Raw genomic sequence first — 24444 nt, forward strand, 5'->3', positions numbered from 1 at the left:
AGCATTGCTTCGCAATGAAGCGGGGGCGATCAGGTTGGGGCATTTGCCGCACAGGATTGGTGCGGTGTGCATTGGGCGATTATCCAACCGATTGATAATAAAGCGTTTATGCCGCTGGCACGGGCCTTGCGAAGCCTAGGTGTCCGGGTGACAAGGAGTACGGCATGATCCGCACCTATTTTGATGAGATGTACGACGCCGGCGGCCTGGTCCGCCCGCATTATCGGGAGTTTGCCCGTTGGTTAGCTGAAACGCCTGACGAGCTTTTGGCACAACGGCGACGCGAGGCCGATCTGTTATTTCATCGCGCCGGGATAACCTTCACGCTCTATGGTGATGAGCAGGGGACAGAGCGCCTGATTCCCTTCGACACCATTCCCCGCAGCATCCCCGCCAGTGAATGGCGGATCGTCGAGCGCGGCTGTATTCAACGGGTCAAGGCACTGAACATGTTTCTTGCCGACCTGTATCACGAGCAGCGCATCATCAAGGCCGGCATCATCCCGGCCGAACAAGTGCTGGCCAACGAGCAATACCAGCTGGCCATGCAAGGGCTGGATCTGCATCGCGATATCTATTCGCATATCTCAGGCGTCGATCTGGTGCGCGATGGCGACGGCACGTACTACGTGCTCGAAGACAATTTGCGCACGCCCAGTGGCGTCAGCTACATGCTCGAAGACCGCAAGATGATGATGCGGCTTTTCCCCGAGTTGTTCGCCGCCCAGCGCATCGCGCCCATCGATCATTACCCGAACCTGTTGCTCGACACCCTGAAAAGCTCGAGCCCGCTGGACAACCCGAGTGTCGTGGTACTGACCCCCGGGCGCTTCAACAGTGCGTTCTTCGAGCATGCGTTTCTGGCGCGCGAGATGGGCGTGGAACTGGTGGAGGGCGCGGACCTGTTCGTACGTGATGACAAGGTGTTCATGCGCACCACCGATGGGCCGAAAGCCGTCGATGTGATCTACCGTCGCCTCGATGATGCCTTCCTCGATCCGTTGGCGTTCAATCCGGATTCGATGCTCGGCGTTCCAGGGCTGCTGTCGTCCTATCGCTCTGGCAATGTGGTGTTGGCGAATGCCATCGGCACCGGTGTCGCGGACGACAAGTCGGTTTATCCGTTCGTGACCGACATGATTCGTTTCTACCTGGACGAAGAACCGATCCTGAAAAACGTGCCGACCTGGCAGTGTCGCAACCCGTCAGAGTTGTCTCACGTCTTGGCGAACCTGCCTGAACTGGTGGTCAAGGAAACCCAGGGTTCCGGTGGTTACGGAATGCTGGTCGGACCCGCGGCCTCTGCGGCAGAGATCGAATCGTTTCGCGCACGCATCAAGGCCAAGCCCCACGCGTATATCGCACAACCGACGTTGTCCCTGTCGACCTGCCCGACGTTTGTCGAAAACGGCATCGCCCCACGGCACATCGACTTGCGCCCGTTTGTCCTGTCTGGCCGCGAAACCCGGGTCGTACCCGGCGGCCTCACCCGTGTAGCCCTGCGCGAAGGATCCCTGGTGGTCAATTCGTCCCAGGGGGGCGGAACCAAGGACACCTGGGTGGTCGAGGATTGAAGGAAGCCTGCCATGTTAAGTAGAACTGCCTCGGATTTGTATTGGATGTCGCGTTACCTGGAGCGGGCGGAAAACCTCGCACGGATGCTCGATATCAGTTATTCGCTGTCATTGATGCCGCAGGATGGCCGCGGTGACGGTCTGCACGAATTGGCGATGCCCTTGCTGATCACCGGTACGCTGGACGATTACCTGGAGCGTCATGGCGAATTGCACGCCGAACGATTGCTGCACTTCTTTGCCCTGGATGCGGCCAACCCGGCCAGCATCTACAGCTGTCTCGGTGCTGCGCGGGCCAGTGCTCACGCGGTACGTGGGCGGATCACCGCCGACATGTGGGAAAACATCAACTCTACCTGGCTGGAGATTCGCGGTATTGCCGAACAGGGCCTCAGCCGTTATGGCATGAGCCGTTTCTGCGAGTGGATCAAAGAACGCTCCCACCTGTTTCGGGGCGCGTCCTACGGCACCATCATGCGCAACGATGCCTTTCGCTTCATTCGTCTGGGGACGTTCATCGAAAGGGCTGACAACACGTTGCGCCTGCTCGATGCCCGCTACGAAATGGCCGGCGATCAGGCCGAGGCTGTCAGCGATGGCACCGCCCACGCCTATTACCAATGGAGCGCATTGCTGCGCGCCTTGTCGTCGTTCGAGGCGTACACCGAGATCTACCGCGACGCGCCTGGCGCTCGGCATGTCGCCGAGCTGTTGCTGTTGCGTGCCGACGTACCGCGTTCGCTGCGTGCCTGCACTGAAGAAATCGATCAGATCCTCGCCCAACTGCCGGGGGCCAACGGCCGTCCTGCACAACGTTTGGCAGCGGAAATGGACGCGCGGCTGCGTTATACCGGTATCAACGAAATCCTCGACGAAGGCCTGCACGCCTGGCTGACCGAATTCATCCCGCTGGTGCGCCAGTTGGGCAACGCCATACACAGTTCCTATCTGGAGGCTGCATGAGACTTTCCATTAGCCACGAGACCACCTATCACTACGAAGATCAGGTGCGGGCGAGCATCCAGTATTTGCGACTGACACCGCACGACAGTGAGCGTCAGCACGTGCTCAGCTGGCAACTCGACCTGCCACGTCCGGTGCGCGCGCAACTCGATCCGTTCGGCAACATCCTGCACGTGCTGACGATGGACGAGCCCCACGAGGCGATCATCATCGGAGCGCGGGGCCAGGTGGACATCGATGAACTGCGTGAGGCCGAACATGAAAGCCAGTCGGCGCTGCCGTTCTTGCGTTTCACTCGACTGACCGAGGCGGATGAGGCGCTACGTGCGTTCGCCGAGAAGGAATGTCGTCAACGCCGTGATCGCACAGCGCTGATCGACTTGATGCATGGCCTTAACCAGCACATGACCTACACGCCGGGGTCCACTGAAGTCGAAACCAGCGCCGCTCAAGCCTTCGCCGGGCGCGCGGGCGTCTGTCAGGATCACGCTCATGCGTTTCTCGCCTGCACGCGCAGCCTGGGGATTCCAGCGCGGTATGTGTCGGGTTACCTGTACAGCGAAAACAGCGAGCACCTGGCCAGTCACGCCTGGGCCGAAGCCTGGCTCGACGACGCGTGGTACAGCTTCGATGTCACCAACGAACTGGCCAGGCCCGAGCGTCATCTGAAACTGGCGGTAGGCCTCGACTATCTCGATGCCTGCCCGGTACGCGGCATGCGCCGTGGCGGTGGGTGTGAACAGATGCACGCCAAGGTGTTCGTCTCGCCGACGCCGGTGATTTCGGTGCAACAGCAGTAAGATTGGGGATACCTCATCGCGAGCAAGCTCGCTCCCACATTGGATCTCCAGTGTGCCGGAAATCCTGTGGGAGCGAGCTTGCTCGCGATGAGGCCCTTACTAACACCACATCTCTCAAACTATCAGGGCTGCTGCTTACGCCCCGCCATATGCTTCAAATACCCCACCAGCAACGTCAGCTCCTCATCCGACAATACCGCCGTCGAGAACCCCGGCATCTTCGCCTGTGGCCACTGGCGCAAGCTTTGCGGGTCGCGGATATAGCGCTTGAGGAATTCGGCGCCAAAGTACTCGGTTGGGCTGAAGGGAATGTTCAGGTCAGGACCAAACTGCGCATCGCCCGCGCCATTCACACGGTGGCACGCCAGGCAGTTTTTCTGGAACAGCGCGTAGCCCAGATTCACCGGGTCATTGGCTGCGAGCGCCGGGTCTGGAAGCAGGGCAGGGAAGCGTACGCCTACCGCTGCCAGGCGTTTGATACTGGCGACCTGGAAAGGCCATTGCTCGGGACTGATGTGCCCGGCCTGAGGGTTGGTCCACACCAGATAAAACGGTCCGGCGCTGGGTTTACCCTCCGCCAGCGCTGGCCAAGGCTTGGCCGGGTCTTCAATGGCCAACCACGCCTGCGCGCCCTCCGTGTTGAGCAAAGGCGCGGCAGCCAGCTCGGCAGCGAAACCGTCCAGGGCCACGGCTTGCAAGTGGTCGTCGGCTTTTATTCCGGTCAACAACGCCGCCAGCGGTACAGCGCGATAACTCATGTCCCGTTTATAGGACACATCGTCGGTGATCTGAATAGTCTGAACCTGAGGATGTTTGAGCAACTCCTCGGTCCGCCAGGTTTGGCTGCCGCTGCCCAGATCGAGCACCAGTTGCGCAGCATACAAGGGTGTGCTGAGCAACAAGGCCCAGAGCAAAAGTAGACTTTTCAAGTGATCGCCATCCTGTCGTGGGTATGCCGTAAAGGTTGGCACACGCACGCTGACCCGGGTAGCGAGCGAGTCAGATTTTTAGTGAGGCGTCGTAAACAACCACGCTTGATTATCCGATCATTTTTGTAAGGTTCGGCAAAATCAGTATCAGCGTAGTGGCGAATAGAATGAGCCCGGCTTGACGTACCTTCGAATGTTTGAACATGGCTGTCTGCCTTTTTTTGTTATTTCCTGAGCGTCGAATGCTTGCCTGCATTTCTCCATGACGGCAAAGCGCTGTAGTTCCCTTCTCACGAGCGCCTCGGCAAAACCCGACGACAACCTCGTAAGGTTTACCTTAGGGGCCCCGCAGGCTGTGGTTTAGATCCATTTCGTATCAAATAAGAACAAACAGCTACTAAAAAGGCATGAGGCGTATTGCCAGCTGCTTTGCCGGCCTTTTGCTAGACAGTTCGCTGACCTGAACCGGTTAATCCGATAGCTCACTACCGTCCGTCTGAGCGTGACCGTCAAGGCCGTTGAGCGCTTCGGTCATTGAATCCGCCGCTGCTGAGCCTAAGGTGAGAACTCGCTCATTATTCATCTGCCAGCGGTACGAGGATGTCATGACCCAAGCTTTGATTTTCGATGCGTTACGCACGCCCCGTGGCCGAGGCAAGGCCGATGGCGCCTTGCACAGCGTCAAGCCGGTGAACCTGCTGGCAGGCTTGCTCGGCGCTTTGCAGCAGCGTACGCAGCTCGACACCAGCCAGGTCGATGACATCGTGATCGGCTGTGTCACGCCGATTGGTGATCAGGGCGCCGATATCGCCAAAACCGCAGCGCTGGTGGCCGACTGGGACGTCAGCGTCGCGGGCGTGCAAATCAACCGGTTTTGCGCGTCCGGGCTGGAGGCGGTGAATCTCGGTGCGATGAAGGTTCGCTCCGGCTTCGAGGACCTGGTGGTGGTCGGCGGCGTCGAGTCCATGTCGCGGGTGCCGATGGGCAGCGATGGCGGCGCCTGGGCGCTTGACCCGCAGACCAACCTGCACAGCCATTTCACTCCACAAGGCGTCGGCGCCGACCTGATCGCCACGATCGAGGGATTCAGCCGTCAGGACGTCGATGCGTACGCGCTGCACTCCCAGCAGAAGGCTGCACGGGCACGGGCGGATGGTTCGTTTAAAAAGTCCCTGGTGCCGGTGCAGGATCAGAACGGTATCGTCCTGCTCGATCATGACGAGTTCATTCGCGCCGAGTCGACGCTGGAAGGTCTGGGCAAGCTCAAGCCGAGCTTCGAGATGATCGGGCAAATGGGTTTCGACGCCACCGCGCTGCGGGTCTATAGCCACATCGAACGCATCAACCACGTTCACACACCGGGCAACAGCTCGGGGATCGTCGACGGCGCGGCGCTGATGTTGATCGGCTCCGCCGCTCGTGGTCGAGAGTTGGGTTTGCAGCCACGGGCGCGGATCGTCGCCACTGCAGTCACCAGCACCGATCCGACCATCATGCTGACCGGACCTGCGCCGGCCACTCGCAAGGCCTTGGCCAGGGCCGGGCTGCGCGTCGAGGACATCGATCTGTTCGAGGTCAACGAAGCGTTTGCCTCGGTGGTGCTCAAGTTCATCAAGGACATGGCCATCGATCCGACCAAGGTCAACGTCAACGGCGGCTCCATCGCCATGGGCCACCCGCTGGGCGCCACCGGTTGCGCGATTCTCGGCACCTTGCTCGATGAACTGGAAGTGCGGCAGTTGCGCTACGGTTTGGCGACCCTTTGCGTCGGCGGCGGCATGGGCATTGCCACCATCATTGAACGCCTCTGAGCCCCGACTTCAAGGAAGCACCTTTATGACTGATGCCATTCGTTACGAAAAAGGTCAGGACCAGATTGTCGTCCTGACCATCGACATGCCGGGCCAGAGCGCCAACACCATGAACGCGGTGTACCGCGACGCCATGGCTGGCTGCGTTGCGCGCCTGGTGGCCGACAAGGATTCGATCGCCGGAGTGATCATCACCTCCGCGAAAAAAACCTTCTTCGCTGGCGGCGATCTCAACGAGTTGATCAAGGTCGGCAAGCCCCAAGCCAAAGCCTTCTACGATATGGTGCTGACACTCAAAGCTCAGCTTCGGACGCTGGAAACACTCGGCAAACCAGTGGTTGCGGCGATCAATGGTGCGGCACTGGGCGGCGGCTGGGAAATCTGCCTGGCCTGCCATCACCGCGTTGCGCTGGACAATTCGTCGGTGCAGATCGGTTTGCCGGAAGTCACGCTGGGGCTGCTGCCGGGCGGCGGCGGGGTGGTGCGCATGGTGCGCATGCTAGGTCTGGAGAAGGCACTGCCGTATTTGCTCGAAGGCAAGAAAGTTCGGCCGCAGCCAGCACTGCAAGCCGGTTTGGTCGATGAGCTGGCGGCGGATCGTGATGAACTGCTGGCGAAGGCGCGCGCGTGGATTGTTGCCAACCCTGCGGTCAAACAGCCTTGGGATATGAGCGGTTACCAGATTCCCGGTGGTACACCGTCGCACCCGAAAGTCGCGCAGATGCTGGCCATCGCGCCGTCGATTTTGCGCAGTAAAACTCAGGGTTGCATGCCGGCACCGGAGAAGATCCTCTGCGCCGCGGTTGAGGGTGCTCAAGTCGATTTCGACACGGCGCAACTGATCGAAACCCGCTACTTCACCGAGCTGACTACCGGCCAGGTGGCGAAAAACATGATCGGCACCTTCTGGTTCCAGCTTAACGAGATCAATGCCGGAGGTTCGCGGCCTGTAGGTTTCGCACCTTACGTGACCAAGAAAGTCGGGGTGCTCGGTGCGGGGATGATGGGCGCGGGCATTGCCTACGTCAGCGCCGTGGCCGGTATCGACGTGGTGCTCAAGGACATCAACCTGACGGCAGCCGAAAAGGGCAAGGCCCATTCGGCAGCACTGCTGGACAAAAAAGTCGCCCGTGGCCAGTTAAGCGCAGCGCAACGGGAAGCCACGCTGGCGCGGATCAAAACCACCGAGCAGGACGCCGATCTGGCGGGTTGTGACCTGATCATCGAAGCCGTATTCGAAGACCGCGAGCTGAAAGCCAAAGTCTCGTCAGCCGCGCAAAAAATCGTCGGCGTGGATGCGGTTATCGCTTCCAACACCTCGACCTTGCCGATCAGTGGCCTGGCGACAGCGGTGCCGGATCAGTCGAAATTTATCGGTCTGCACTTCTTCAGCCCGGTCGATAAAATGCCGCTGGTGGAGATCATCAAAGGCGCCAATACCAGCGATGAAACCCTGGCCCGTGGTTTCGATTTCGTCCTGCAAATCAAGAAAACCCCGATTGTGGTCAACGACAGTCGGGGATTCTTCACCTCGCGGGTGTTCGGCACCTTCACCAATGAAGGCATCGCCATGCTCGGCGAGGGCATCTCGGCGCCGATGATCGAAACCGAGGCACGCAAGGCCGGAATGCCGATTGGTCCGCTGGCGATTTCCGACGAGGTTTCCCTGAGCCTGATGAGCCATATCCGCCAGCAAGCCGCCAAGGACCTGCAAGCCGAAGGCAAACCGCTGACAGTGCATCCGGCCTTTGCCGTGATCGACCTGCTGCTCAACGAATACAAACGTCCTGGTAAAGCCGCTGGCGGTGGTTTCTATGAGTATCCGGCTGGAGGGCAAAAACATTTGTGGCCAGGGCTGAAAACGCGTTTCGAGAAGGCTGACGGGCAGATATCACCACAGGACGTACGCGATCGCTTGCTGTTTGTGCAAGCCATCGAAACCGTGCGCTGCGTGGAGGAGGGCGTGCTGCAGTCGACGGCCGACGCCAACATCGGTTCGATCTTCGGCATTGGCTTCGCTGCCTGGACGGGTGGGGCGTTGCAGTTCATCAACCAATATGGCGTGAAAGACTTCGTCGCCCGCGCCCAGTACCTGGCCGAGCAGTACGGCGAGCGTTTCACGCCGCCGGCTTTGTTGTTGGAAAAGGCCGCGAAGGGAGCGTTGTTCTGAGGGAGTCGCTCTGACGGATTGGCGGTGCGCACCGGGCTTGCCTGACCCAACGTTTCAAGGCAGGCTCTGGGTGTGCACTATCGCCTCTATCGTGTCAGGTATTTTTTATGTCGTTACGCATCTGCATTCTGGAAACCGACATCCTGCGCCCAGAACTGGTCGATCAGTATCAGGGTTACGGGCAGATGTTCCAGCGTCTGTTTTCGCAGCAACCCATCGCTGCCGAGTTCACCGTCTACAACGTGATGCAAGGCGAGTACCCGAGCGATGAGTTGAGCTTCGATGCCTATCTGGTGACCGGCAGCAAGGCTGATTCGTTCGGCACCGATCCGTGGATTCAAACCCTCAAGACTTACCTGTTGGCGCGCTATGAGCGCGGCGACAAGCTGCTGGGCGTGTGCTTCGGCCATCAATTGCTGGCGCTGCTGTTGGGCGGCAAAAGCGAGCGCGCGACGCAGGGCTGGGGCGTCGGCACCCACAAGTACAAACTCGCCGCCAAAGCGCCGTGGATGAGCCCGGTGCGGGAAGAACTGACCTTGTTGATCAGCCACCAGGATCAGGTCACCGCGCTACCGGAAAACGCTACGGTGATCGCTTCCAGCGATTTTTGCCCGTACGCCGCGTACCACATCAACGACCAGGTACTGTGCTTCCAGGGCCACCCGGAGTTCATTCACGATTACTCGCGGGCGTTACTGGAATTTCGCCAGCAACATCTTGGCGAACAGGTCTATCAGAAAGGCGTGGCCAGCCTGGCGCATGAGCACCACGGCACCACTGTTGCGGAATGGATGATGCGGTTTGTGGCCCACAAACCCCAGACCAAATCCGTATAGATGCCCGTAGGAGCTGCCGCAGGCTGCGATCTTTAAAGTTCAAGATCAAAAGATCGCAGCCTGCGGCAGCTCCTACAGGATAAGGCGTTACAACCACCCCGACCGCTTGAAGCTCACCCACAACCCGAAACAGCCCACAGTCATAAACCCCATCACCACGAAATAGCCGTAGTGCCAACTCAGTTCCGGCATGTTCTGAAAGTTCATCCCATAGATCCCGGCCACCGCTGTCGGGAACGCCAGAATTGCCGCCCAGGCCGCAAACTTGCGTTGCACCACACTTTGTCGGGCTGCTTCCAGCAACACGCCGATCTCGATGGTCTGGCTGGCGATGTCGCGTAACGTCGTCAGGTCTTCCATCTGCCGTGTGACATGGATCTGCACATCGCGAAAGTACGGTCGCATGTTCTTGTCGATAAACGGGAAGCTCAGCTTCTGCAGCTCCTCGCTGATTTCCACCATTGGCGCTGCATAACGGCGCAGGCGCAACACGTCGCGACGCAAACCATGGAGGTTCTGAATGTCCTTTTCGTTGAGTGTGCTACGCAGCACGTTGCGCTCCAGTTCATCGATCTCGTTATGGATCGCTTCGCCCACTGGCTGATAGTTTTCGATGACGAAATCGAGCAGGGCGTACAGGACGAAATCTTCGCCGTGCTCAAGCAACAGCGGGCGCGCCTCACAGCGTTGGCGCACATGCGCGTAGGATGCCGAGTGACCATTACGGCAGGTGATGATGTAACCCTTGCCGGCAAAGATGTGGGTTTCGATGAACTCCAGTTTGCCCTCATGGCGCACCGGCGAGTACGTGACGATAAACAGCGCATCGCCGAAGGTTTCCAGCTTCGGTCGGCTGTGTTTACCCAGGGCGTCCTCAATTGCCAGTTCGTGCAGGCCGAACTGACGTTGCAGGTTGGCCAGCTCCTGGGCGTTCGGCTCCTCAAGGCCGATCCAAACAAAGTGGCCTGGTTTTGCAGCCCAGGCGGCGCCCTCATCGAGGGTGATATTGGCGACTCTCTTACCGGCACTGTAGACCGCAGACGCAACGACTCTACCCATGATTTTTATTCACTTCTTCTTGGCAAATGACAATGACAGGTAACGTTCAGCTTATCCTGCTCTGAGGCTTGAGAGTCAGCAAAATCGGCGAAGTTCGCCGGCAAAAAGAAGCCCGCACAGGGCGGGCTTCATTCAGGCAGCTTGCAGCTGTCGATCCATCGACTCGATGCACTCGCGCATCTGTTCGCGGCACTGGGCGATCAGCATCGGCATGTCGTCCATGCTCAAAGCGGCGGTAGGAATTGCCGGTAGCGAGCGGATCAGGATCTTCCCACTGCGCCAGCGGTTCAGGCGCATATGATTGATGTAGCTGCTGACGCACACGGGCACGATCGGCACCCCGGCGGCGATAGCCATCTGGAATGCGCCTTTCTTGAACGGCAGCAACTCTTCACCAAGGTTGCGCGTACCTTCCGGGAATACCCAGATCGAGGTGTCTTTGTGCTGCAAGGTGTTGGTGGTGGTGAGCATCGATTGCCGAGCCTTGTGCGCATTACCACGGTCGATCAACACATTACCCGCCAGCCAGAACAGCTGTCCGAACAACGGCACCCACTTCAGGCTCTTCTTGCCGATGCACACGGTGCGGTGTGGTACCACATTACCCAGCACAAACAGATCGTAGTTCGACTGATGGTTGGCGATCACCACGCAGCTTTGCGTCTTGTTCGTTAGCCCGTCGACATCGGTCTTCACTCGCAAACGCAAAATACACATCGCCGGCCAGGCATAAAGGCGCGCGCACAAACGGCTGTTATCCGGATTGAACGGTCGGCACAGACCAAGCACTACACCGAGCACGCCCGCTACCACAAAATGCAGACCCATCAATAACATGCGAAACAGATACAGCATTTACAGGCCCACCGGGACAAAAGGTGGCGCAGTGTACGGATGTGCACTGTTTTCGGCAATTGCCGCTATAGAGGTAGGAGATAGGCGATGTTTTAGCGCATGTTTCTGACTATAGCGTCAGATGCAGCCTAGAGCGGCTGAGGGACGGTAAACAGATCGGACAAGAAAAAGCCCGACTCGGCGGTCGGGCTTTTCGTTGCAGCGCTTTCGGGCTTCTTAAACCAAATGTTCCTGATCCTGGATGATCGCGTTGTCCAGCGTCTCCAGCAGGGCCTTGCGTACTTTCAGCTTGGTGTTCTTGTGAGCGGTCATGTTGATCTTCTTCAACTGGCGCGCCATGGCCAGTGCTGCACCTTGCAGTTCTTCAGCAGAGACGACCTTGTCAAGGAAGCCAGCATCCACCGCGCTTTGCGGATCGAACATCTCAGCGTTGATCACCGAACGGTGGAACGCCGATTTGCGCAGACGATCACGGGCCAACTCGATACCGGCGTGGTGCATGGTCATGCCGATCTGCACTTCGTTCAGACCAATGCTGAACGGGCCGTCGACACCAATCCGGTAATCGGCCGACAACAGAATGAACGCGCCCTTGGCCACCGCGTGCCCAGGGCACGCGACAATCACCGGGAAAGGGTGCGACAACAGACGACGGGCAAGGGTCGAACCGGCAGTCACCAGGCTCACCGCTTCTTTAGGGCCGGCCGTCATCACCTTCAAGTCATAACCGCCCGACAGAATGCCCGGCTGACCGGTGATGATCACCACCGCCCGATCCGTCACCGCCTGATCCAGCGCAGTATTAAACGCGGCAATCACGTCCGGCGAGATGGCATTGACCTTGCCATTGCTCAAGGTCAGGGTCGCGATACCGTCTTCGAGATGGTAGGAAATCAACTCACTCATGACGCTATTCCTTGTATTGAAGTGGGGCAGACGTTACCCACCGCCGTAGGCCAGGTAAAGCACCAAGACTGACCGACCAGTCAGCCAACTCGCGCCCGCCAAGCGTAGCCGGCCATACGCACCGCGCATTGCCCTCTATATAGAAGCATTCACCCAGCCGAAGATTGGCAGGTTTGCCCTGTCTCCAAACCCGCCCGAACGCATAAATCTCTTAACCGCATGAAAATTCTGAAAAAATGTTTGCCATCGGAAAAGCTTTCGACTACATTAGCGCGCCTCGACAGACAGAACATGTTTGAAGAGATACGGTGAAGTGTCCGAGTGGCTTAAGGAGCACGCCTGGAAAGTGTGTATACAAGAAATTGTATCGAGAGTTCGAATCTCTCCTTCACCGCCACATTCGATACACACAAAACCCCTGATTTCGAAAGAAGTCAGGGGTTTTGTGGTTTCTGGCGTCTAAAAAAAAGCGAACATCCCAACAGATGGGGTACCTAGGAGAAACCGAAAATGTGACCGCATCATTCCAGATGGCCGTATCACCAGTAGCAACCGGTATAGTCGGCATGCCGTAGCCTTAGACGACGCCACGAGTGAATCCGAGTTTCATATGACCCCTGAAGAAATTGCCATTGAAGAGGCAGCCTTTGAGTTTGCAAAAGCGAATCGGACGTCGCTCGCCAGAACAATTGCGGACACGAGTATTTTCGCGGCGGAAGCTTCTCCGCTTACCGTTTTCATGGCTGGGTCACCAGGGGCAGGGAAAACAGAGATTTCCAAGGCTATGGTCGAAACCTTGGAGGAGGGGATACCAGGTGTGCCTGCGCAGAGAGTTTTACGCATTGATCCCGACGACTTCAGGTGCTTGATTCCTGGGTATGCTGGCGATAATTCATACCTCTATCAGCGTGCGGTGACCAAAATTTTGGAGAGGGTGCTTGATCGGGCGTTCAACAAGCACCTTTCATTTCTTCTTGATGGGACCTTGGCAAATATTGACGTGGCAAGACGGAACATCGACAGGGTCCTGAGAAGTCAACGAGTGGCTCAGGTGATCTATGTTTATCAAAGGCCTGAGCTAGCTTGGCAGTTTGTTAAAGCTAGGGAGATCACTGAGGGGCGCAATATCCCAATGGATGCATTTGTCAGTCAGTATTTGGCTGCGCGCCGAAACGTTGTGGAGCTGAGGAAATCTTACGGTGAACATTTTTCTGTGGATTTGATCATAAAAAATACGGATCGTACGGCTATGGCCTTCGAGGGCGACGTTTCCGTAGAGCAAATTGACGCTTTGATTCCTGAGACCTATGATCAAAACGAGCTCGTTGAGCTATTAACCGAGGTGGAACAGTCATGAGTGCCGTTAAGGCCGGAAAAAACAGCCCATTGGCTGATTTTTTCTCCAATGCTTCTGCGGAAACGAAGCGAGGAGTGTTTGAAGAAGTGATCAGCAAGGCTATCGCTTCTCAGCTAGAAGTCATAGAAAGGGCTGAAGCGATCAAAAAGACGCGAAAATCGTCGAAGGCACCCGTATAACAATATTTCCTCGATTCCGAAGCCCAGCCTAGTGCTGGGCTTTTTCATTGGACCCCTACGGGGCTTCCGAAATTGCTGTAGGGCAAATGATGGAGGTGTGGGAAGCAACGCTGCAAAGCCAGGTGCTTGAGCACTTCCATGGGTTTCAGCGCTTCACACGAAGCAAGTCGGGAAGGGCTATTCATTTCGCACCTTTAGGGTAGAAAATGAATCAAAGCGCAGCACACCCGACCCACCACCCGAAAGGATGAGCGTTATGCAGGAGCTGACCCTGCAACAGGCCGAACTGGAAAAGGTTCACGTGGAAATCGTCAAGCTGATGGCTGAGCAGCGCAAGCTGAATGCCGAGGCTGGCAAGATGACCCGTGAAACTTTTTGGTATCCGGTAGCCGTTGCGACTGGCCTGATCGGCACGGTGGCCGCCGTCACTGCGGTGTTGATCAAGCTTCTCTAATCCCTTCAAGCCGATCAATATTAATTTGAAATAATGGTCCTGTTTCTCCCGTTGGATTTGGCGATGTATAGCGCTTTGTCGGCGGTATCCACCAGGTTTTCGGGAGTGCCAATTTCCTCTTCGGAGAGTGCGCTAATGCCAATGCTGATAGTGATCACTCCCAGCGGAGACTTGATGTGTTCTATTTTAATTTTTTCTAGATCGAATCGTATCTTTTCAGCCAGCAGGAAAGCGCCAACATAATCTGTATTTGAGAGCACAATGGCAAATTCTTCTCCACCGTATCGGGCGGCAAGATCGCCGACCCGGTTGACATGGTTTTTAATTATTGCCGCCACCGTCTTCAGGCACTCGTCACCCTGTACGTGTCCGTAGTGGTCGTTGTAGTCTTTGAAGAAGTCAATGTCGATCATGATGAGCGCTGTGCCGTCTAACTTGCGTTTCTTTCGGCTAATTTCAGCTTCTATAAATAAGTCAAAATGACGGCGGTTGGCAATTTTTGTAAGCCCGTCTTCGAGTGCCATTAATCCAAGTGCTTTGTTTACTTCGATATAGTTCTTTTGGGAGGCCTGTAACTCTCTTTGCGCTTGAATTTGCTGGCTCATCAGTTTGATCAGTCGATAACCTATGAAGCTAAGGATTATCAGCAGTATGGAGGATATGATTAAGCTGGCAAGAGACTCGCTTCGCCAGTCCGCGAGGAGTTCATTTCTGTCAAAGGCCGCGATGACTACCAGCGGGTATCCATCGACGCGTCGAAAGCCGATGACCCGCTCCACGCCGTCTATAAACGACCTTATGGTTGCAGTGCCAGAATTGACATCAGGCTTTAGCAGGGCGAACACTTCACCCGTTGATATGTTAATGCCGATGTCTGAGTCGTGAAATGGTTTGCGTACCAGAATATTACCGCGTGATGTCACTAGATTGATGATTCCGTTTGTTCCCATGTCTACGTCGTCGTAGAGGCTGAGAAAATAATTAAGATAAATGGTAGCAATCGTTACCCCGGCAAAACTCCCGTCAGGATGGTTGATCCTGCGAGATATAGTCATTATCCATTCATTGGTCGAGCGACTGCGTATTGAAGGGCCAAGATAAGGGCCGGAGTCGGGGTGGTCGCGATGGTAAATGAAGTAGTCGCGGTCTGAGTTGTTTGCGCCGACGGGGAGTATGCCGTTTGAGTTAAGTAGCCAGCGCCCCTGCTCATCATAGATAAAGAAGCCATGTATTTGAGGTAGACGCTTTTGTTGTACTTTAAGTAGTTCACCCAACCTTTTTAAATTTTCTGTATCTTCACCTTCAGCTTCCAGACGCTCCTTAACACCTAAAAGCACTGTGTCGGCCTGAGTTAGAGTGGCCTCAATGTTGGATGATAGCGTCTTGGAAAGATTTGACATCTCGGTTTCTTTGTCGTGCAGGTGGTACTCCAGGGAGCTGAATACGCCCCAGATGCTTATCGCTATCAATGAGATGCATACGACTGCAACGAAAAGGACTACATGACCGACCTTCAGTTTGGCATCCGTCCACTCAGTGGCAAAAATTGAGGCCTTTTTTATTAGCATTGATGTCTGCCGTCATCCTTGGGTAGTAGCGTTTAGCGTATTCTAGTTTTTTTACATCGTTGAGATTTTTTCGGCTGAGGTTCCGGCCATTCTGGCCATATGCTCGTTTTGATTTTTGAATGACGACAGTGCAGGTAACCGTCTACAGGTGCGCGTCGCCCTTGCTCACTACAATGAAAAGCCCCTTGCCGGTTTCCCGGCAAGGGGCAGGGCTGTCACCGGCTCATTCGGTTTTGATCGGTACGATCTTTTCCGGCTTTATGGCTTCGGGTTTTTTCGGCAGCGATAGGCTCAGCACACCGTTGCTGAATTTTGCTTCAATCTTGTCGGCATCAACCCCTTTTGGCAGGTTGAACACCCGCTCGAAGGAACCGTAGTGACGCTCGGAAAGGTGATAGCCCTTTCTGTTCTCTTCCTTATCCTCTCTCTTTTCGCCTTTGATGATCAGGCTACCGTTGGACAGTTTGATCTCGATGTTCTTCTGATCCATGCCGGGTAATTCGGCAGTGATTTCGAAGCTTTTTTCCTTCTCGGCAATATCCACGGCAGGTAAGCCGCGACCGATAAATTCCCGCCGCCAGAACGGCTCGACATCAAACAGTCCGCGGCTGAACGGCGACAATCCTGAGCCTCGATTGAAGTCTTCGAACAGGTGATCGACCTGTTGCCGCAGTTTTTCCAGGGGGCGCCAAAGGTCAGTCGTTACCGGGTGCTGACTGGCTTTGTCTTCGGTATGGATCGGCATTTTTTTCACGGAGTTGGCCATTTTCACCTCTCCTCTTGGTAATGACTGGAGGTGGGCTGCGAGCATCCCGGACGCTTGCCCACTCCAAAAAAATATACCGTCTTACCAAGCCCTACAAGGCCGGTTTCCCCAACCACACACTCCGAAACGGTCTAACAGGCGGCTACTCAAGGCGTAGACTGAAACTGCCGTCACCCTCGCCAAGTGGTTTGAGGGGCGGTGTTCAGGCGTTAATGCTTCTGGACCCATCAAGACCATCAAGCAAGAGCACCTTGGCTGGCTCCTGCCCTGAACGGGGTCATCATGTTATCTACGCTCGAGTTGCGTCACCTCATCGAATCAGCATTCCTGCCTCTTTCCTGCCAATGTCGAGTTGACCCCGGCGGATCGCTGCAAGCTCAGATTTTCGAGCCAGTCACAGGCCGAGTGGAGTTGCTGGTGACAGGGATTCCTGCTTCCAGCCTGAGTGGCAATCTGGCGATAACCAAGCTCATCGGCGAGATTCGACACGATCTCAAGGCCACCCATGAACGGCGGGGATTGCACAGGATCAGGTAGGGCCAGAATGTAAAGGGCCGGCGCTGTTCAAGCGTCCGGCCGAAGGTTGTGCGTCATTTTTGCTTGTGCAGGTATTGCTGTATTGCGTCCACTTCAAGCTTGCCGGGTTTTGCGCCATTATCAGCTTTGAAGCTGGCCCCGCTCCAGTGTGGCATGGGGGCTTTCAGGGGCTTTCCATGGTCGTCGACACCGTTCAATACGGCCCGCTCAAATACCTTTGCTTTCCACTCGCTGGCATCTCCCGCCAATTTAGGTGCCGAGCCCCCCATGCCTCGAGGCCCATGGCAGGCACTGCAGTTCTCCTGGAAAAGCGCTTCCCCATCGGGCGGTAACGCCATGGCCGATGAGCAAAACAGCAGAGTCATCAGGGTAAAAAAAGCGCACTTCATTTCAGACTCCTTGGCCGGCCAGCCGTTACGCGGGTATAGGCCGGCATGACCCCTGCCTTAATAACCACCACCACCGCCCATGCCTCCCATACTGCCGGACGGCTCTCGGGCCTTTTGCTGCACGCGACTCCATTCCGCGCACGTCATAAAGCTCTTATGGTCTACCTTGCCGGTCCTGTCGAAGCTGACATTGAACGTATGCCTCTGGCCAGCCTGCGTGAGCATGTAGTCAAAGCAGGTGCCGGGTTCGACGGTGCGATCACTGATCGATAAAGGTTTACCGCCGATTTGCTGAACCTGATCCTTGCTCATGCCCATCTCGACCTTTGCGACCAGCGGTTGCTCTCGATAGACCTGTGAATCAGAGCTGCATCCAGCCACCGCAGACAACACGGCGACCAGTGCGAATAAAGGGGTGTTCATGACTGGGCTCCCGGTAGTGAGTGTCGTGAAGAAACTCTTGGGTGCATCAGTAAAATTAAAGTCGAGTTCGACGGTGCGCGCCAAATATCCTCAGGGTCGACTTTCAGAGGCGCGCGCAAACGCTCCCTTTCGATAGATTTGTGCTCAATTCTGCAACAGTGTGTTGCACTGCTGACCCCCTAATTACACTGGATGTCTACTCGGGCCCGCGTTACATTTGCCACATTTTATTGCAGGGAACAATTATGCGAATTTTGATAGGCGCGCTTGCTGTTGCGGCGTTGGCGGGGTGCTCTTTACCGGCGTCCCTGGTGCCGGGTGAACCGAATGTCAGCGAGATCACTGCCAAGGCGCCCAAAGACTATGCCCAGTGCGTTTTGCCGGCCTGGCAGCGCGAGATCCCTAAAACCACTCAGGCTGCGATAGCTAACGGCTACAGGATCACTGCGCCAAGCGTTGTGACTGCCGATGAGACGCTGGATATCGTGAAGTACAAGAATGGGAGTCGCATATCGCTGTATCAAGGCCCGCCGTGGGCCAAGTCCCGCGCTCTGATGAAGTCCGTGCACGACTGTTTGTAATTCATACCTTATGAATCGACGTTGGAGTGATGCCGGATGCGTGCACCAGTAGGTTCAATCGTGGGGCTTTGCTCCGCCTCTGCGACGATGTTTGCCATGGGCATGGCGTTTCTCGGCTATTGGGGCGTGCATGAACCTCACCCGTGGCGCTGGCACGAAATCCTCGTGGTGGTGTTGGCTCTGGGTGGATTCGCGATGCTCGGAGCGGTGACCTGGATCGCCACAACACCTGTCGAGGATGAAACGCTGGAGAGGGTTTTGCCAGCCAGACGAGCATTTGCGTCGGGTGTTGTGCTGCTTTGGCTGTCCGTCCTGGTCACGGTTGTGTATTGATTGCTTGTGCCTGTTCAACAAGAGGCAAGGTGGAGGAGCGATGACTTGATGTCGCCCCCCGCCAAAAGCTTATATATGTAACCACGCCAGCGAACCCAGCACGATGCTAACGCCCGCCGCACTGTACGCGACCCTTTTCAGCCACTCTTTGCGCGTCAACAAGGTGATTGCCGCCAGCGAAATAGCGATCTGAATCGCCGTCATTGCCTGGGCCCAGCGATGATGCTGGTGCAATACCAATTCTGATTTTTCATCCCACTCGCGAGCCTCTGCTTCGAGTACTTCGGCTTTCTTGCGTACCTCTTCTTTTTCGGTCTTGTAGCGTTGCGCTTCGGCAGTGTAGTGCGCGGCATCGAGGCCAGGGATGTGAATCGCCAGTTCAGACAGGTTTTGCCGGCTGGATTTTGCCTGGTAGTAATTCCACTCGTTGGAGGCTTCGGTTTTCTTGATGGCAGCGTTGTTTTTGTCCATTGCCGCTTCGCTTTCCGTGGAGCCCGCCTGATAGCTGAGCATGGCGCCGATGGTCGCCATGATCGCCGTCATCACCGCGATCTTGCTGGCGAAACTGTCCCCACGGGCCTGGGCGTGTTCGGTAGCGTGTTCCAGATGTTTTTCGTGCGGGCTAGGGACTTCGAAGTCTTCAGTCATGGACTTTGGTCTGCGCGGAGTGAATAAGTGTCAAATTGTAACGGTAGTATTTGTCAAAGGCGCTACCTCAATGAGGCGCTTTTGGACTTTTATTCCTGGATAACATGAAGTTTTCACCTTTATCCGACGGTAACCCTACAACCCCAAGTCCAAGCTCTGCGGCGCCACGGCTGACAGTGAGGAGGACCAGGCAAAGGGCAGGACTCAAAGGGTAACGTTGGCGCAAATCGCATTAACGATTCACGCGTGTGCAATCCACTCATTCAGGAGTTACCTATGTCCATCGGAGCAATCTCGGCTTCCAACCCAGTGACTATTAACGGGCTCAGTTCTGCCCAAAGTCAGCCCAAGGCGCAAGCGGATCAGGCAACTGCATCCACAAGCGTCACCGCCGTTGCCAGCAACGTTGCGGCGGCATTGAAAGAAGCAACCGAAACCGCTGCACAAACCGCTCAAGAAGCTGGGCATGGTGATCATCAAGCTCAGCTATTGATGCAAAAACAGCATCACCACCACGTAGGCGCTGCAACGCCGTCCAAGGCGCCAGCTACTGGCGTTGTGAATGGCAATGGGCAGATAACCGGCGAGCTTATCAACACTAAAGCTTAAGCCGTTTGATGAAGTGCTGAAGGCTGGTGAATCCTGCGCGAGCAGGCTTTGCCAGTTGCGATTTGAAGCGCGCCAGTAATGCCCGCATTCACAGACAACTCTCCCATTTCAAAAGCAGCGCCTGATAAGCCATCTTCCTTTGGCAACTCAATCACCCAGAGCATCCTGATCGGCATAGTGCTGCAACCCTTCAACCAACGCGTCGAAGGTCGTTCGGCAGCGCGGGCTGTTGCGCAAGTCCTCGTGCATGGTGACCCAGGTTTCCATTCCCAGCGAAAACGAACTCGTCAGCACACGCTGCAGCGCAACGTCACGCTTGGCCAGCGGAACCTGGCAGACACCGATGCCCGCTCCCGCTCGTATCAGCGCTAACTGTGCGAGATCGCTGTCGCTGCTCAGTGAGAAGAGCTTACGGTCAATGTCTTTGATGGATTTCCCGATACTGCGGATAAAGGCGTTCGGTTGGTCGTAACCGATGATCGAATGACCAGTCAGTTCGTTGAGGTCGCGCGGTATTCCATGTTGGCTCAAGTACTCGGTGCGCGCATGTAGCCCAAGTTCGATTTGACCGATCCGGCGTGCCACAAGCTGCTCTTGGCGGGGGCGCATCATGCGCACGGCGATATCGGCTTCGAGCTGCAAGAGATCCACCACTCGGTTAGTCAGTACGAGTTCTACTTTCAACGCCGGGTGTTGTTGGCGAAGCCTCGCGATGATGGGTGGCAACACCTCGACGCCAATTACGTCGCTGGCTGAAATACGGACAATCCCCTGTACTGCCGTGCCCCGGCTTGAAGCTGCTCGCTCGATGGCGGCCGCTGTGCTTTCCATGGTGTGTGCGTGGGCGCGCAGGGTCAGTGCCACTTCGGTGGGTATCAGTCCTGTTTGTGAGCGTGTAAACAAGGCAACGCCCAGCGCCTTTTCGAGCGCGGCGATGTGCCGGCCGACCGTTGGCTGTGTAATGCCGAGCAAGCGCGCCGCGCCCGACAGCGATCCTTCGTTGAGTACACCCAGGAAGGATCGATAGAGCTCCCAACCAATATTCGATGCCATGCATAAATGTATAGCGTCACGCCGATCTTCGGCAATTTATCTATAGCGCCCATTCGCCCACGATCAAGCCCTCTATAACCTTGAGGTGTCGGGTATGAACAGCAACAAGGCGCTGGTACTGGGAGCGACAGGTGGGATTGGCAGGGAAGTGGCGAGTCAATTGAGAGGCGCCGGCTGGGAGGTTTGTGCGCTAACGCGTCATCTCGAAAACGGCATTGATCAACCATCGGGTATCACCTGGCTGCGTGGTGATGCGTTGAATCGGCAGGACGTTATCGAGGCTGCGAAGGGTTGCTCGGTGATCGTTCATGCGGTCAATCCACCAGGCTATCGTCGATGGTCGGAGCTGGTGCTGCCGATGCTCGATAACACCATCACTGCGGCCCTGGTCGAAGGTGCAACCATCGTGCTGCCCGGCACGGTTTATAACTTTGGTCCTGATGCCTTTCCGGTCCTGCGAGAGAATTCACCACAGCATCCGCAAACCCGAAAAGGCGCTATTCGGGTGGAGATGGAACAGCGTCTGCGCAACGCCGCCGGCAATGGCGCTCGTGTGCTGATCGTTCGCGCCGGAGATTTTTTTGGGCCCAGAGCCGGCAACAACTGGTTTTCCCAAGGGCTGATCAAACCGGGAAAGCCCGTCAAAGTGCTGAGTTACCCAGGTGAGCGGGGCGTTGCTCACCAGTGGGCCTACCTGCCGGATGTTGCGCGGACCATGGTCGAGTTGCTGGAGCGTCGCACCACACTCGACGCCTTTGAAAGTTTTCATATGGCCGGTCATCTGGACACTGACGGTACTCGGATGAACCGTGCTATCCAGCGTGCTGTCTATCAGCACACGGGCAAGGAACCGCGTGTGACCGCTTTCCCATGGTGGTTGTTGAAAGTGGCTTCGCCCTTTGTCGTCACGTTCCGCGAAGTGCTGGAGATGCGTTATTTGTGGCGCACGCCGGTGCAGATGGACAATGCGCGATTGATTGAAGTGCTGGGACACGAGCCGCATACGCCTTTGGATGAGGCAGTTGAAGCGGCGCTGGTGGGAATGGGGTGTATCAGTCGGGACGGGTTAGCGACGTGTTCCTGAAATAGCGGCTACGACTTCCGAAAATAAAGCTGCCCTCATTGACTATCACTGGCTGACTTGAGTTTCACAGACAAAGTAATTGGTCTTACGATTCTTGGCCGTGAGATCTACCGTTAGCTTCTTGGCGGCAGCGATGCATTGCTTGTAAGCGTTCGCCTGTACCCAGTGTTCGACGGGTATCACCTGGCATTCGGTGCGGGAGGCGTCAGTGCACAGGTACAGCAGTAAAAATACCGTCATACAACCTCCTGCGTGCCCAACACCAAAACCCCGGCTGAACCCGGATGGCAACAATCCTTAGTATGTACGTCTCTCCAGCTTCAGCCAGCAGCATGGCTGATACCCAGTCAATAAAGGAATGCCACATGATCATGACCACTACTCAATCCATCGAGGGCCGCCAAATCGCAGCGTACCTGGACATCGTCAGCGCCGAATCCGTGCAGGGCATCAACGTAGTGCGGGATATGTTTGCCGGGATGCGGGATTTCTTCGGTGGGCGTTCCCAGACGCTGGAAAGGGCGTTGAAGGAGGCTCGCGCCCAGGCAACGGATGAGCTCAAGGAGCGTGCACACAGCCTTCAGGCGGACGCGGTGGTCGGGGTGGACTTCGAAATCAGTATGCCCTCAGGCAGGGGCAGCATGCTGGTGGTGTTTGTGACCGGGACGGCGGTGAAGCTCAAGTAAGCTGATTGGCGTTTTATCTGTCGGAAAGAGGTTGGTGAGGTCATGGAGTTTTCTTGGCCGTTCGTCGGGTGTTTCGCATTTGAATCATTGGTCTGGGAATGACCGGCTAGTCTCAAAATCCTTGAAGGTCGGTATTTTTTTTAGGCAATCAGTTGCTTGCCGGTATCGATCTGTCTGGAGGGACTGATTAGATGAGCAATCCTTACGTTGAAGATGATGGCGCTGAGTACCCGATCAACAATTGTGTGCAGTGTGGCCAGACGGATTATGTGGCTGGGTTTGGTGAAACGCCGACCAAGCCGGGCAAGGCCAGGCTTCCAGCGGTGACAAAAACCACCGCAAAACCGTTTATGCCGAAGGTCGCAGCGCCTGTACGCAAGTAACCGAAAAGTATGCCGACCCCGCCATTGAGCGGGGTTTTTTGTGAGTGCTGCCTGGACGTATGGCAGGTGAGTGGTGGCGGTCTAGAGACGCGTCATACGCGGTATCAAAGTTATTGATCGTTTGGTGTTTCTTTCACGCTTCTTTCACAAGCACGCCAGTAGGCTCAGCTCATCCGTTAAAAAGCAATTCCATTAGCCCGTCTCCCCGCGGGCTTTTTTTTGTCTGCGATAAAACTCTTTGCGTATAAACTGTCCAACCTTCGCGCTCGGGAGGGTTGAGCTGGTTCATTGACTGATCCGGCTGCCTTTTACAGCATCCAATTTATTACTGTTCAGCACCCTTTTTGAGGTTCATGTCATGCGTTTAACTTTGCCTGCTCTGGTTCTGGGTCTTCTGGTCGCTCAAGGCGCAATGGCTGGTGATGGCTCCGCAGCGCTCGGCGGCGGCCTGGGCGGTGCGCTGGGTAATGTGGTCGGTCAGAAGCTCGGTGGCAGCACCGGCGCGGCGATTGGTGCGGGCGTTGCAGGCGCGGCAGGCAGTGCTGCCGGCGCACGCAAAGGTCACCGAGCCAAAGCTGCAATCGGCGGTGGTGTAGGCGCGGCGGGTGGTTCGGTCATCGGCAACTCGCTGGGCGGCAAGACCGGCTCCGCCATCGGTGCAGGCCTTGGCGGCGCAGCGGGCGGTGCGCTCATGGGCAAGTAAGGGCACTGATTCCAGCGGTACGATTTGAAACAGCCCGGCTAATTGCCGGGCTTTTTCATTCTGGGGCACTCGACCCCAAGCCCCTCATGCTAGTGCGCTACCTGAGCCCACAGCCGGCAATGACTCTGACTTCACAACTCCAACTGATCAGCCCTGATCCCGAACGCCATGGCAATCTTTTCCCGAGTGGCGCGGCGTGGTTTGTTCACCGCCTCCTGCTGGGCGAACGCAGGTTGTGAAATCCCCATCCGCTTTGCCACTTCCTCCTGCGTCAGGTTCAAGTGTTCGCGCCAGGCGCGGATTGGGGTGGCACCGTCGACGATACGACTGACCACTTGATGAGGAATCAGCTCGGTGCCGCCGTGTTGAGCGACATACTGCTGGTAGGGGATGACCACAAAGGCCGGTTCACCGTCCGGGCCGTTGATGATTTGTACGTCAGTAGGTGCGTTCGTCACGTTTTTTGACCTCTTGAATGCTGACTACCTGGACCGAGCCGTCCCAGTCAAACAGAACCCGGTAGTTACCGACTCTCAGACGATACCCGCAATTGTGCAGGGCCAGCGCCTTGACGTTGATTGCGTCGGGCATGCGCTCCAGCTGCGTTACGGCATCGCGGATTTGGGCCCGGTGCTCCGTGTGTACTCTGAGCAGTTGCTTTACGGCTTTGCGGGTCCAGTAGATTTCGTTCATGAGATCTTAATAAGCCTTCCATAAGTCATGCAATGATTTTCTTATATTTCTATAAGTAACCGTGCGCGCTTTCCTTGCGCTCACTCCATACCCTA

Annotated in this window: 31 protein-coding genes and 1 tRNA gene; 18 read left to right on the forward strand and 14 right to left on the reverse strand. The window is 56.3% G+C overall.

Annotated elements, in window-relative coordinates; translation table 11 throughout:
- Window positions 1-164: 164 nt before the first annotated feature.
- The 3 genes from AC1RKH_RS08800 to AC1RKH_RS08810 are packed head-to-tail and all read left to right on the forward strand — an operon-like array spanning window position 165 to window position 3337.
- Entirely contained in the window at window positions 165-1574 is a 1410-nt protein-coding gene (locus tag AC1RKH_RS08800) for a circularly permuted type 2 ATP-grasp protein (protein WP_123425580.1), read from the forward strand.
- Between the two features lie 12 nt (window positions 1575-1586).
- Entirely contained in the window at window positions 1587-2537 is a 951-nt protein-coding gene (locus AC1RKH_RS08805) for an alpha-E domain-containing protein (protein ID WP_123425581.1), read from the forward strand.
- Window positions 2534-3337, forward strand: a complete 804-nt coding sequence (locus tag AC1RKH_RS08810; RefSeq protein WP_123425582.1) for a transglutaminase family protein — start codon at window positions 2534-2536, stop codon at window positions 3335-3337. Before AC1RKH_RS08805 ends, AC1RKH_RS08810 begins: the two co-directional genes overlap by 4 nt.
- A gap of 122 nt (window positions 3338-3459) precedes the next feature.
- On the opposite strand, the gene AC1RKH_RS08815 is transcribed toward AC1RKH_RS08810, so the two are convergent.
- Window positions 3460-4266: a c-type cytochrome gene (locus tag AC1RKH_RS08815; RefSeq protein WP_493061446.1), complete on the reverse strand. Its 807-nt coding sequence runs from the start codon at window positions 4264-4266 to the stop codon at window positions 3460-3462.
- Window positions 4267-4871: 605 nt separating this feature from the next.
- Here AC1RKH_RS08815 and AC1RKH_RS08820 point away from each other — a divergent pair.
- From AC1RKH_RS08820 to AC1RKH_RS08830, 3 genes are all read left to right on the forward strand, one after another.
- Window positions 4872-6077: an acetyl-CoA C-acetyltransferase gene (locus AC1RKH_RS08820; protein WP_493061447.1), complete on the forward strand. Its 1206-nt coding sequence runs from the start codon at window positions 4872-4874 to the stop codon at window positions 6075-6077.
- Between the two features lie 25 nt (window positions 6078-6102).
- The gene (locus AC1RKH_RS08825; protein ID WP_493061448.1) at window positions 6103-8247 is read left to right on the forward strand and encodes a 3-hydroxyacyl-CoA dehydrogenase NAD-binding domain-containing protein; all 2145 of its coding nucleotides are present in this window, start codon (window positions 6103-6105) and stop codon (window positions 8245-8247) included.
- 107 nt (window positions 8248-8354) lie between these two features.
- Window positions 8355-9083 (forward strand): amidotransferase, encoded by a 729-nt coding sequence (locus AC1RKH_RS08830; protein WP_493061449.1) that lies wholly within the window; start codon window positions 8355-8357, stop codon window positions 9081-9083.
- Window positions 9084-9170: 87 nt separating this feature from the next.
- On the opposite strand, the gene AC1RKH_RS08835 is transcribed toward AC1RKH_RS08830, so the two are convergent.
- The 3 genes from AC1RKH_RS08835 to AC1RKH_RS08845 form a co-directional block, all read right to left on the reverse strand.
- The gene (locus AC1RKH_RS08835) at window positions 9171-10142 is read right to left on the reverse strand and encodes a magnesium and cobalt transport protein CorA (protein ID WP_493061450.1); all 972 of its coding nucleotides are present in this window, start codon (window positions 10140-10142) and stop codon (window positions 9171-9173) included.
- Between the two features lie 132 nt (window positions 10143-10274).
- Window positions 10275-10997 carry a lysophospholipid acyltransferase family protein gene (locus AC1RKH_RS08840; RefSeq protein WP_493061451.1) on the reverse strand — a complete coding sequence of 241 codons (723 nt, stop codon included), beginning with the start codon at window positions 10995-10997 and terminating at the stop codon, window positions 10275-10277.
- Between the two features lie 216 nt (window positions 10998-11213).
- A complete protein-coding gene (locus AC1RKH_RS08845) occupies window positions 11214-11903 on the reverse strand; it encodes a crotonase/enoyl-CoA hydratase family protein (RefSeq protein ID WP_493061452.1) in 690 nt (229 codons plus the stop codon).
- Window positions 11904-12210: 307 nt separating this feature from the next.
- Here AC1RKH_RS08845 and AC1RKH_RS08850 point away from each other — a divergent pair.
- From AC1RKH_RS08850 to AC1RKH_RS08865, 4 genes are all read left to right on the forward strand, one after another.
- A tRNA-Ser gene (locus AC1RKH_RS08850) sits at window positions 12211-12300 on the forward strand.
- A gap of 213 nt (window positions 12301-12513) precedes the next feature.
- Window positions 12514-13260 (forward strand): zeta toxin family protein, encoded by a 747-nt coding sequence (locus AC1RKH_RS08855; RefSeq protein WP_493061453.1) that lies wholly within the window; start codon window positions 12514-12516, stop codon window positions 13258-13260.
- Window positions 13257-13439, forward strand: a complete 183-nt coding sequence (locus AC1RKH_RS08860) for a hypothetical protein (RefSeq protein ID WP_493061454.1) — start codon at window positions 13257-13259, stop codon at window positions 13437-13439. The genes AC1RKH_RS08855 and AC1RKH_RS08860 overlap by 4 nt, the downstream gene beginning before the upstream one ends.
- 256 nt (window positions 13440-13695) lie before the next feature.
- Window positions 13696-13893: a hypothetical protein gene (locus AC1RKH_RS08865; protein WP_493061455.1), complete on the forward strand. Its 198-nt coding sequence runs from the start codon at window positions 13696-13698 to the stop codon at window positions 13891-13893.
- A gap of 20 nt (window positions 13894-13913) precedes the next feature.
- On the opposite strand, the gene AC1RKH_RS08870 is transcribed toward AC1RKH_RS08865, so the two are convergent.
- Window positions 13914-15461, reverse strand: coding sequence for a sensor domain-containing diguanylate cyclase (locus tag AC1RKH_RS08870; protein ID WP_493061456.1), 1548 nt, complete (start codon window positions 15459-15461; stop codon window positions 13914-13916).
- A 223-nt stretch (window positions 15462-15684) separates the two neighbouring features.
- Window positions 15685-16227 carry an Hsp20/alpha crystallin family protein gene (locus AC1RKH_RS08875; RefSeq protein ID WP_493061457.1) on the reverse strand — a complete coding sequence of 181 codons (543 nt, stop codon included), beginning with the start codon at window positions 16225-16227 and terminating at the stop codon, window positions 15685-15687.
- Window positions 16228-16509: 282 nt separating this feature from the next.
- Here AC1RKH_RS08875 and AC1RKH_RS08880 point away from each other — a divergent pair, with 282 nt between their 5' ends.
- Window positions 16510-16764 (forward strand): DUF1652 domain-containing protein, encoded by a 255-nt coding sequence (locus tag AC1RKH_RS08880; protein WP_123426079.1) that lies wholly within the window; start codon window positions 16510-16512, stop codon window positions 16762-16764.
- 53 nt (window positions 16765-16817) lie between these two features.
- Here AC1RKH_RS08880 and AC1RKH_RS08885 read toward each other — a convergent pair whose 3' ends face one another.
- Window positions 16818-17153, reverse strand: coding sequence for a c-type cytochrome (locus AC1RKH_RS08885; protein ID WP_493061458.1), 336 nt, complete (start codon window positions 17151-17153; stop codon window positions 16818-16820).
- A gap of 57 nt (window positions 17154-17210) precedes the next feature.
- Window positions 17211-17576 carry an osmotically-inducible lipoprotein OsmE gene (osmE, locus tag AC1RKH_RS08890; protein ID WP_493061459.1) on the reverse strand — a complete coding sequence of 122 codons (366 nt, stop codon included), beginning with the start codon at window positions 17574-17576 and terminating at the stop codon, window positions 17211-17213.
- A gap of 245 nt (window positions 17577-17821) precedes the next feature.
- On the opposite strand from osmE, the gene AC1RKH_RS08895 reads away from it, so the two are divergent.
- Window positions 17822-18157 carry a hypothetical protein gene (locus AC1RKH_RS08895; protein WP_123425596.1) on the forward strand — a complete coding sequence of 112 codons (336 nt, stop codon included), beginning with the start codon at window positions 17822-17824 and terminating at the stop codon, window positions 18155-18157.
- A gap of 36 nt (window positions 18158-18193) precedes the next feature.
- Window positions 18194-18490, forward strand: coding sequence for a hypothetical protein (locus tag AC1RKH_RS08900; protein WP_493061460.1), 297 nt, complete (start codon window positions 18194-18196; stop codon window positions 18488-18490).
- A gap of 69 nt (window positions 18491-18559) precedes the next feature.
- Here AC1RKH_RS08900 and AC1RKH_RS08905 read toward each other — a convergent pair whose 3' ends face one another.
- Window positions 18560-19138: a DUF4337 domain-containing protein gene (locus tag AC1RKH_RS08905; protein ID WP_493061461.1), complete on the reverse strand. Its 579-nt coding sequence runs from the start codon at window positions 19136-19138 to the stop codon at window positions 18560-18562.
- A gap of 276 nt (window positions 19139-19414) precedes the next feature.
- Between AC1RKH_RS08905 and AC1RKH_RS08910 the strand changes: the two genes are divergently transcribed.
- Window positions 19415-19747 carry a hypothetical protein gene (locus tag AC1RKH_RS08910; protein WP_493061462.1) on the forward strand — a complete coding sequence of 111 codons (333 nt, stop codon included), beginning with the start codon at window positions 19415-19417 and terminating at the stop codon, window positions 19745-19747.
- Here the strand turns inward: AC1RKH_RS08910 and AC1RKH_RS08915 are convergent.
- Both AC1RKH_RS08915 and AC1RKH_RS08920 read right to left on the reverse strand, forming a co-directional pair.
- Window positions 19744-19902 carry a hypothetical protein gene (locus tag AC1RKH_RS08915; RefSeq protein ID WP_493061463.1) on the reverse strand — a complete coding sequence of 53 codons (159 nt, stop codon included), beginning with the start codon at window positions 19900-19902 and terminating at the stop codon, window positions 19744-19746. The genes AC1RKH_RS08910 and AC1RKH_RS08915 overlap by 4 nt on opposite strands.
- Window positions 19895-20800, reverse strand: coding sequence for a LysR family transcriptional regulator (locus AC1RKH_RS08920; protein WP_493061464.1), 906 nt, complete (start codon window positions 20798-20800; stop codon window positions 19895-19897). The genes AC1RKH_RS08915 and AC1RKH_RS08920 overlap by 8 nt, the downstream gene beginning before the upstream one ends.
- A gap of 94 nt (window positions 20801-20894) precedes the next feature.
- Between AC1RKH_RS08920 and AC1RKH_RS08925 the strand changes: the two genes are divergently transcribed.
- On the forward strand, window positions 20895-21884 hold the full coding sequence (locus tag AC1RKH_RS08925) for an SDR family oxidoreductase (RefSeq protein ID WP_493061465.1): 990 nt from the start codon (window positions 20895-20897) through the stop codon (window positions 21882-21884).
- 45 nt (window positions 21885-21929) lie between these two features.
- Here the strand turns inward: AC1RKH_RS08925 and AC1RKH_RS08930 are convergent, their stop codons facing one another.
- Window positions 21930-22124 (reverse strand): hypothetical protein, encoded by a 195-nt coding sequence (locus tag AC1RKH_RS08930; protein WP_493061466.1) that lies wholly within the window; start codon window positions 22122-22124, stop codon window positions 21930-21932.
- A gap of 125 nt (window positions 22125-22249) precedes the next feature.
- On the opposite strand from AC1RKH_RS08930, the gene AC1RKH_RS08935 reads away from it, so the two are divergent.
- The 3 genes from AC1RKH_RS08935 to AC1RKH_RS08945 all read left to right on the forward strand — a co-directional run bounded on the left by AC1RKH_RS08935 (window position 22250) and on the right by AC1RKH_RS08945 (window position 23656).
- A complete protein-coding gene (locus tag AC1RKH_RS08935) occupies window positions 22250-22570 on the forward strand; it encodes a YbjQ family protein (protein WP_123425603.1) in 321 nt (106 codons plus the stop codon).
- 191 nt (window positions 22571-22761) lie between these two features.
- Window positions 22762-22953 carry a hypothetical protein gene (locus tag AC1RKH_RS08940; protein ID WP_493061467.1) on the forward strand — a complete coding sequence of 64 codons (192 nt, stop codon included), beginning with the start codon at window positions 22762-22764 and terminating at the stop codon, window positions 22951-22953.
- A 358-nt stretch (window positions 22954-23311) separates the two neighbouring features.
- The gene (locus AC1RKH_RS08945; RefSeq protein ID WP_019689428.1) at window positions 23312-23656 is read left to right on the forward strand and encodes a hypothetical protein; all 345 of its coding nucleotides are present in this window, start codon (window positions 23312-23314) and stop codon (window positions 23654-23656) included.
- Window positions 23657-23787: 131 nt separating this feature from the next.
- On the opposite strand, the gene AC1RKH_RS08950 is transcribed toward AC1RKH_RS08945, so the two are convergent.
- Both AC1RKH_RS08950 and AC1RKH_RS08955 read right to left on the reverse strand, forming a co-directional pair.
- Window positions 23788-24114: a helix-turn-helix domain-containing protein gene (locus AC1RKH_RS08950; protein WP_493061468.1), complete on the reverse strand. Its 327-nt coding sequence runs from the start codon at window positions 24112-24114 to the stop codon at window positions 23788-23790.
- A complete protein-coding gene (locus AC1RKH_RS08955; protein ID WP_401122422.1) occupies window positions 24095-24349 on the reverse strand; it encodes a type II toxin-antitoxin system RelE family toxin in 255 nt (84 codons plus the stop codon). The genes AC1RKH_RS08950 and AC1RKH_RS08955 overlap by 20 nt, the downstream gene beginning before the upstream one ends.
- Between the last annotated feature and the right edge of the window lie 95 nt (window positions 24350-24444).

This window comes from Pseudomonas sp. GW822-FHT06B12 (genome assembly GCF_058799675.1).

Bases quoted from the DNA above. Each gene is read 5' to 3' on its own strand.
- AC1RKH_RS08805 (WP_123425581.1), top strand. From the start codon at position 1,587: ATGTTAAGTAGAACTGCCTCGGATTTGTATTGGATGTCGCGTTACCTG.
- AC1RKH_RS08930 (WP_493061466.1), bottom strand. From the start codon at position 22,124: ATGACGGTATTTTTACTGCTGTACCTGTGCACTGACGCCTCCCGCACC.
- AC1RKH_RS08830 (WP_493061449.1), top strand. From the start codon at position 8,355: ATGTCGTTACGCATCTGCATTCTGGAAACCGACATCCTGCGCCCAGAA.
- AC1RKH_RS08800 (WP_123425580.1), top strand. From the start codon at position 165: ATGATCCGCACCTATTTTGATGAGATGTACGACGCCGGCGGCCTGGTC.
- AC1RKH_RS08910 (WP_493061462.1), top strand. From the start codon at position 19,415: ATGTCCATCGGAGCAATCTCGGCTTCCAACCCAGTGACTATTAACGGG.
- AC1RKH_RS08825 (WP_493061448.1), top strand. From the start codon at position 6,103: ATGACTGATGCCATTCGTTACGAAAAAGGTCAGGACCAGATTGTCGTC.
- AC1RKH_RS08865 (WP_493061455.1), top strand. From the start codon at position 13,696: ATGCAGGAGCTGACCCTGCAACAGGCCGAACTGGAAAAGGTTCACGTG.
- AC1RKH_RS08925 (WP_493061465.1), top strand. From the start codon at position 20,895: ATGAACAGCAACAAGGCGCTGGTACTGGGAGCGACAGGTGGGATTGGC.
- AC1RKH_RS08905 (WP_493061461.1), bottom strand. From the start codon at position 19,138: ATGACTGAAGACTTCGAAGTCCCTAGCCCGCACGAAAAACATCTGGAA.
- AC1RKH_RS08900 (WP_493061460.1), top strand. From the start codon at position 18,194: ATGCGTGCACCAGTAGGTTCAATCGTGGGGCTTTGCTCCGCCTCTGCG.
- AC1RKH_RS08840 (WP_493061451.1), bottom strand. From the start codon at position 10,997: ATGCTGTATCTGTTTCGCATGTTATTGATGGGTCTGCATTTTGTGGTA.
- AC1RKH_RS08940 (WP_493061467.1), top strand. From the start codon at position 22,762: ATGAGCAATCCTTACGTTGAAGATGATGGCGCTGAGTACCCGATCAAC.
- AC1RKH_RS08875 (WP_493061457.1), bottom strand. From the start codon at position 16,227: ATGGCCAACTCCGTGAAAAAAATGCCGATCCATACCGAAGACAAAGCC.
- AC1RKH_RS08810 (WP_123425582.1), top strand. From the start codon at position 2,534: ATGAGACTTTCCATTAGCCACGAGACCACCTATCACTACGAAGATCAG.
- AC1RKH_RS08860 (WP_493061454.1), top strand. From the start codon at position 13,257: ATGAGTGCCGTTAAGGCCGGAAAAAACAGCCCATTGGCTGATTTTTTC.
- AC1RKH_RS08945 (WP_019689428.1), top strand. From the start codon at position 23,312: ATGCGTTTAACTTTGCCTGCTCTGGTTCTGGGTCTTCTGGTCGCTCAA.
- AC1RKH_RS08880 (WP_123426079.1), top strand. From the start codon at position 16,510: ATGTTATCTACGCTCGAGTTGCGTCACCTCATCGAATCAGCATTCCTG.
- AC1RKH_RS08845 (WP_493061452.1), bottom strand. From the start codon at position 11,903: ATGAGTGAGTTGATTTCCTACCATCTCGAAGACGGTATCGCGACCCTG.
- AC1RKH_RS08920 (WP_493061464.1), bottom strand. From the start codon at position 20,800: ATGGCATCGAATATTGGTTGGGAGCTCTATCGATCCTTCCTGGGTGTA.
- AC1RKH_RS08855 (WP_493061453.1), top strand. From the start codon at position 12,514: ATGACCCCTGAAGAAATTGCCATTGAAGAGGCAGCCTTTGAGTTTGCA.
- AC1RKH_RS08835 (WP_493061450.1), bottom strand. From the start codon at position 10,142: ATGGGTAGAGTCGTTGCGTCTGCGGTCTACAGTGCCGGTAAGAGAGTC.
- AC1RKH_RS08895 (WP_123425596.1), top strand. From the start codon at position 17,822: ATGCGAATTTTGATAGGCGCGCTTGCTGTTGCGGCGTTGGCGGGGTGC.
- osmE (WP_493061459.1), bottom strand. From the start codon at position 17,576: ATGAACACCCCTTTATTCGCACTGGTCGCCGTGTTGTCTGCGGTGGCT.
- AC1RKH_RS08955 (WP_401122422.1), bottom strand. From the start codon at position 24,349: ATGAACGAAATCTACTGGACCCGCAAAGCCGTAAAGCAACTGCTCAGA.
- AC1RKH_RS08885 (WP_493061458.1), bottom strand. From the start codon at position 17,153: ATGAAGTGCGCTTTTTTTACCCTGATGACTCTGCTGTTTTGCTCATCG.
- AC1RKH_RS08935 (WP_123425603.1), top strand. From the start codon at position 22,250: ATGATCATGACCACTACTCAATCCATCGAGGGCCGCCAAATCGCAGCG.
- AC1RKH_RS08820 (WP_493061447.1), top strand. From the start codon at position 4,872: ATGACCCAAGCTTTGATTTTCGATGCGTTACGCACGCCCCGTGGCCGA.
- AC1RKH_RS08870 (WP_493061456.1), bottom strand. From the start codon at position 15,461: ATGCTAATAAAAAAGGCCTCAATTTTTGCCACTGAGTGGACGGATGCC.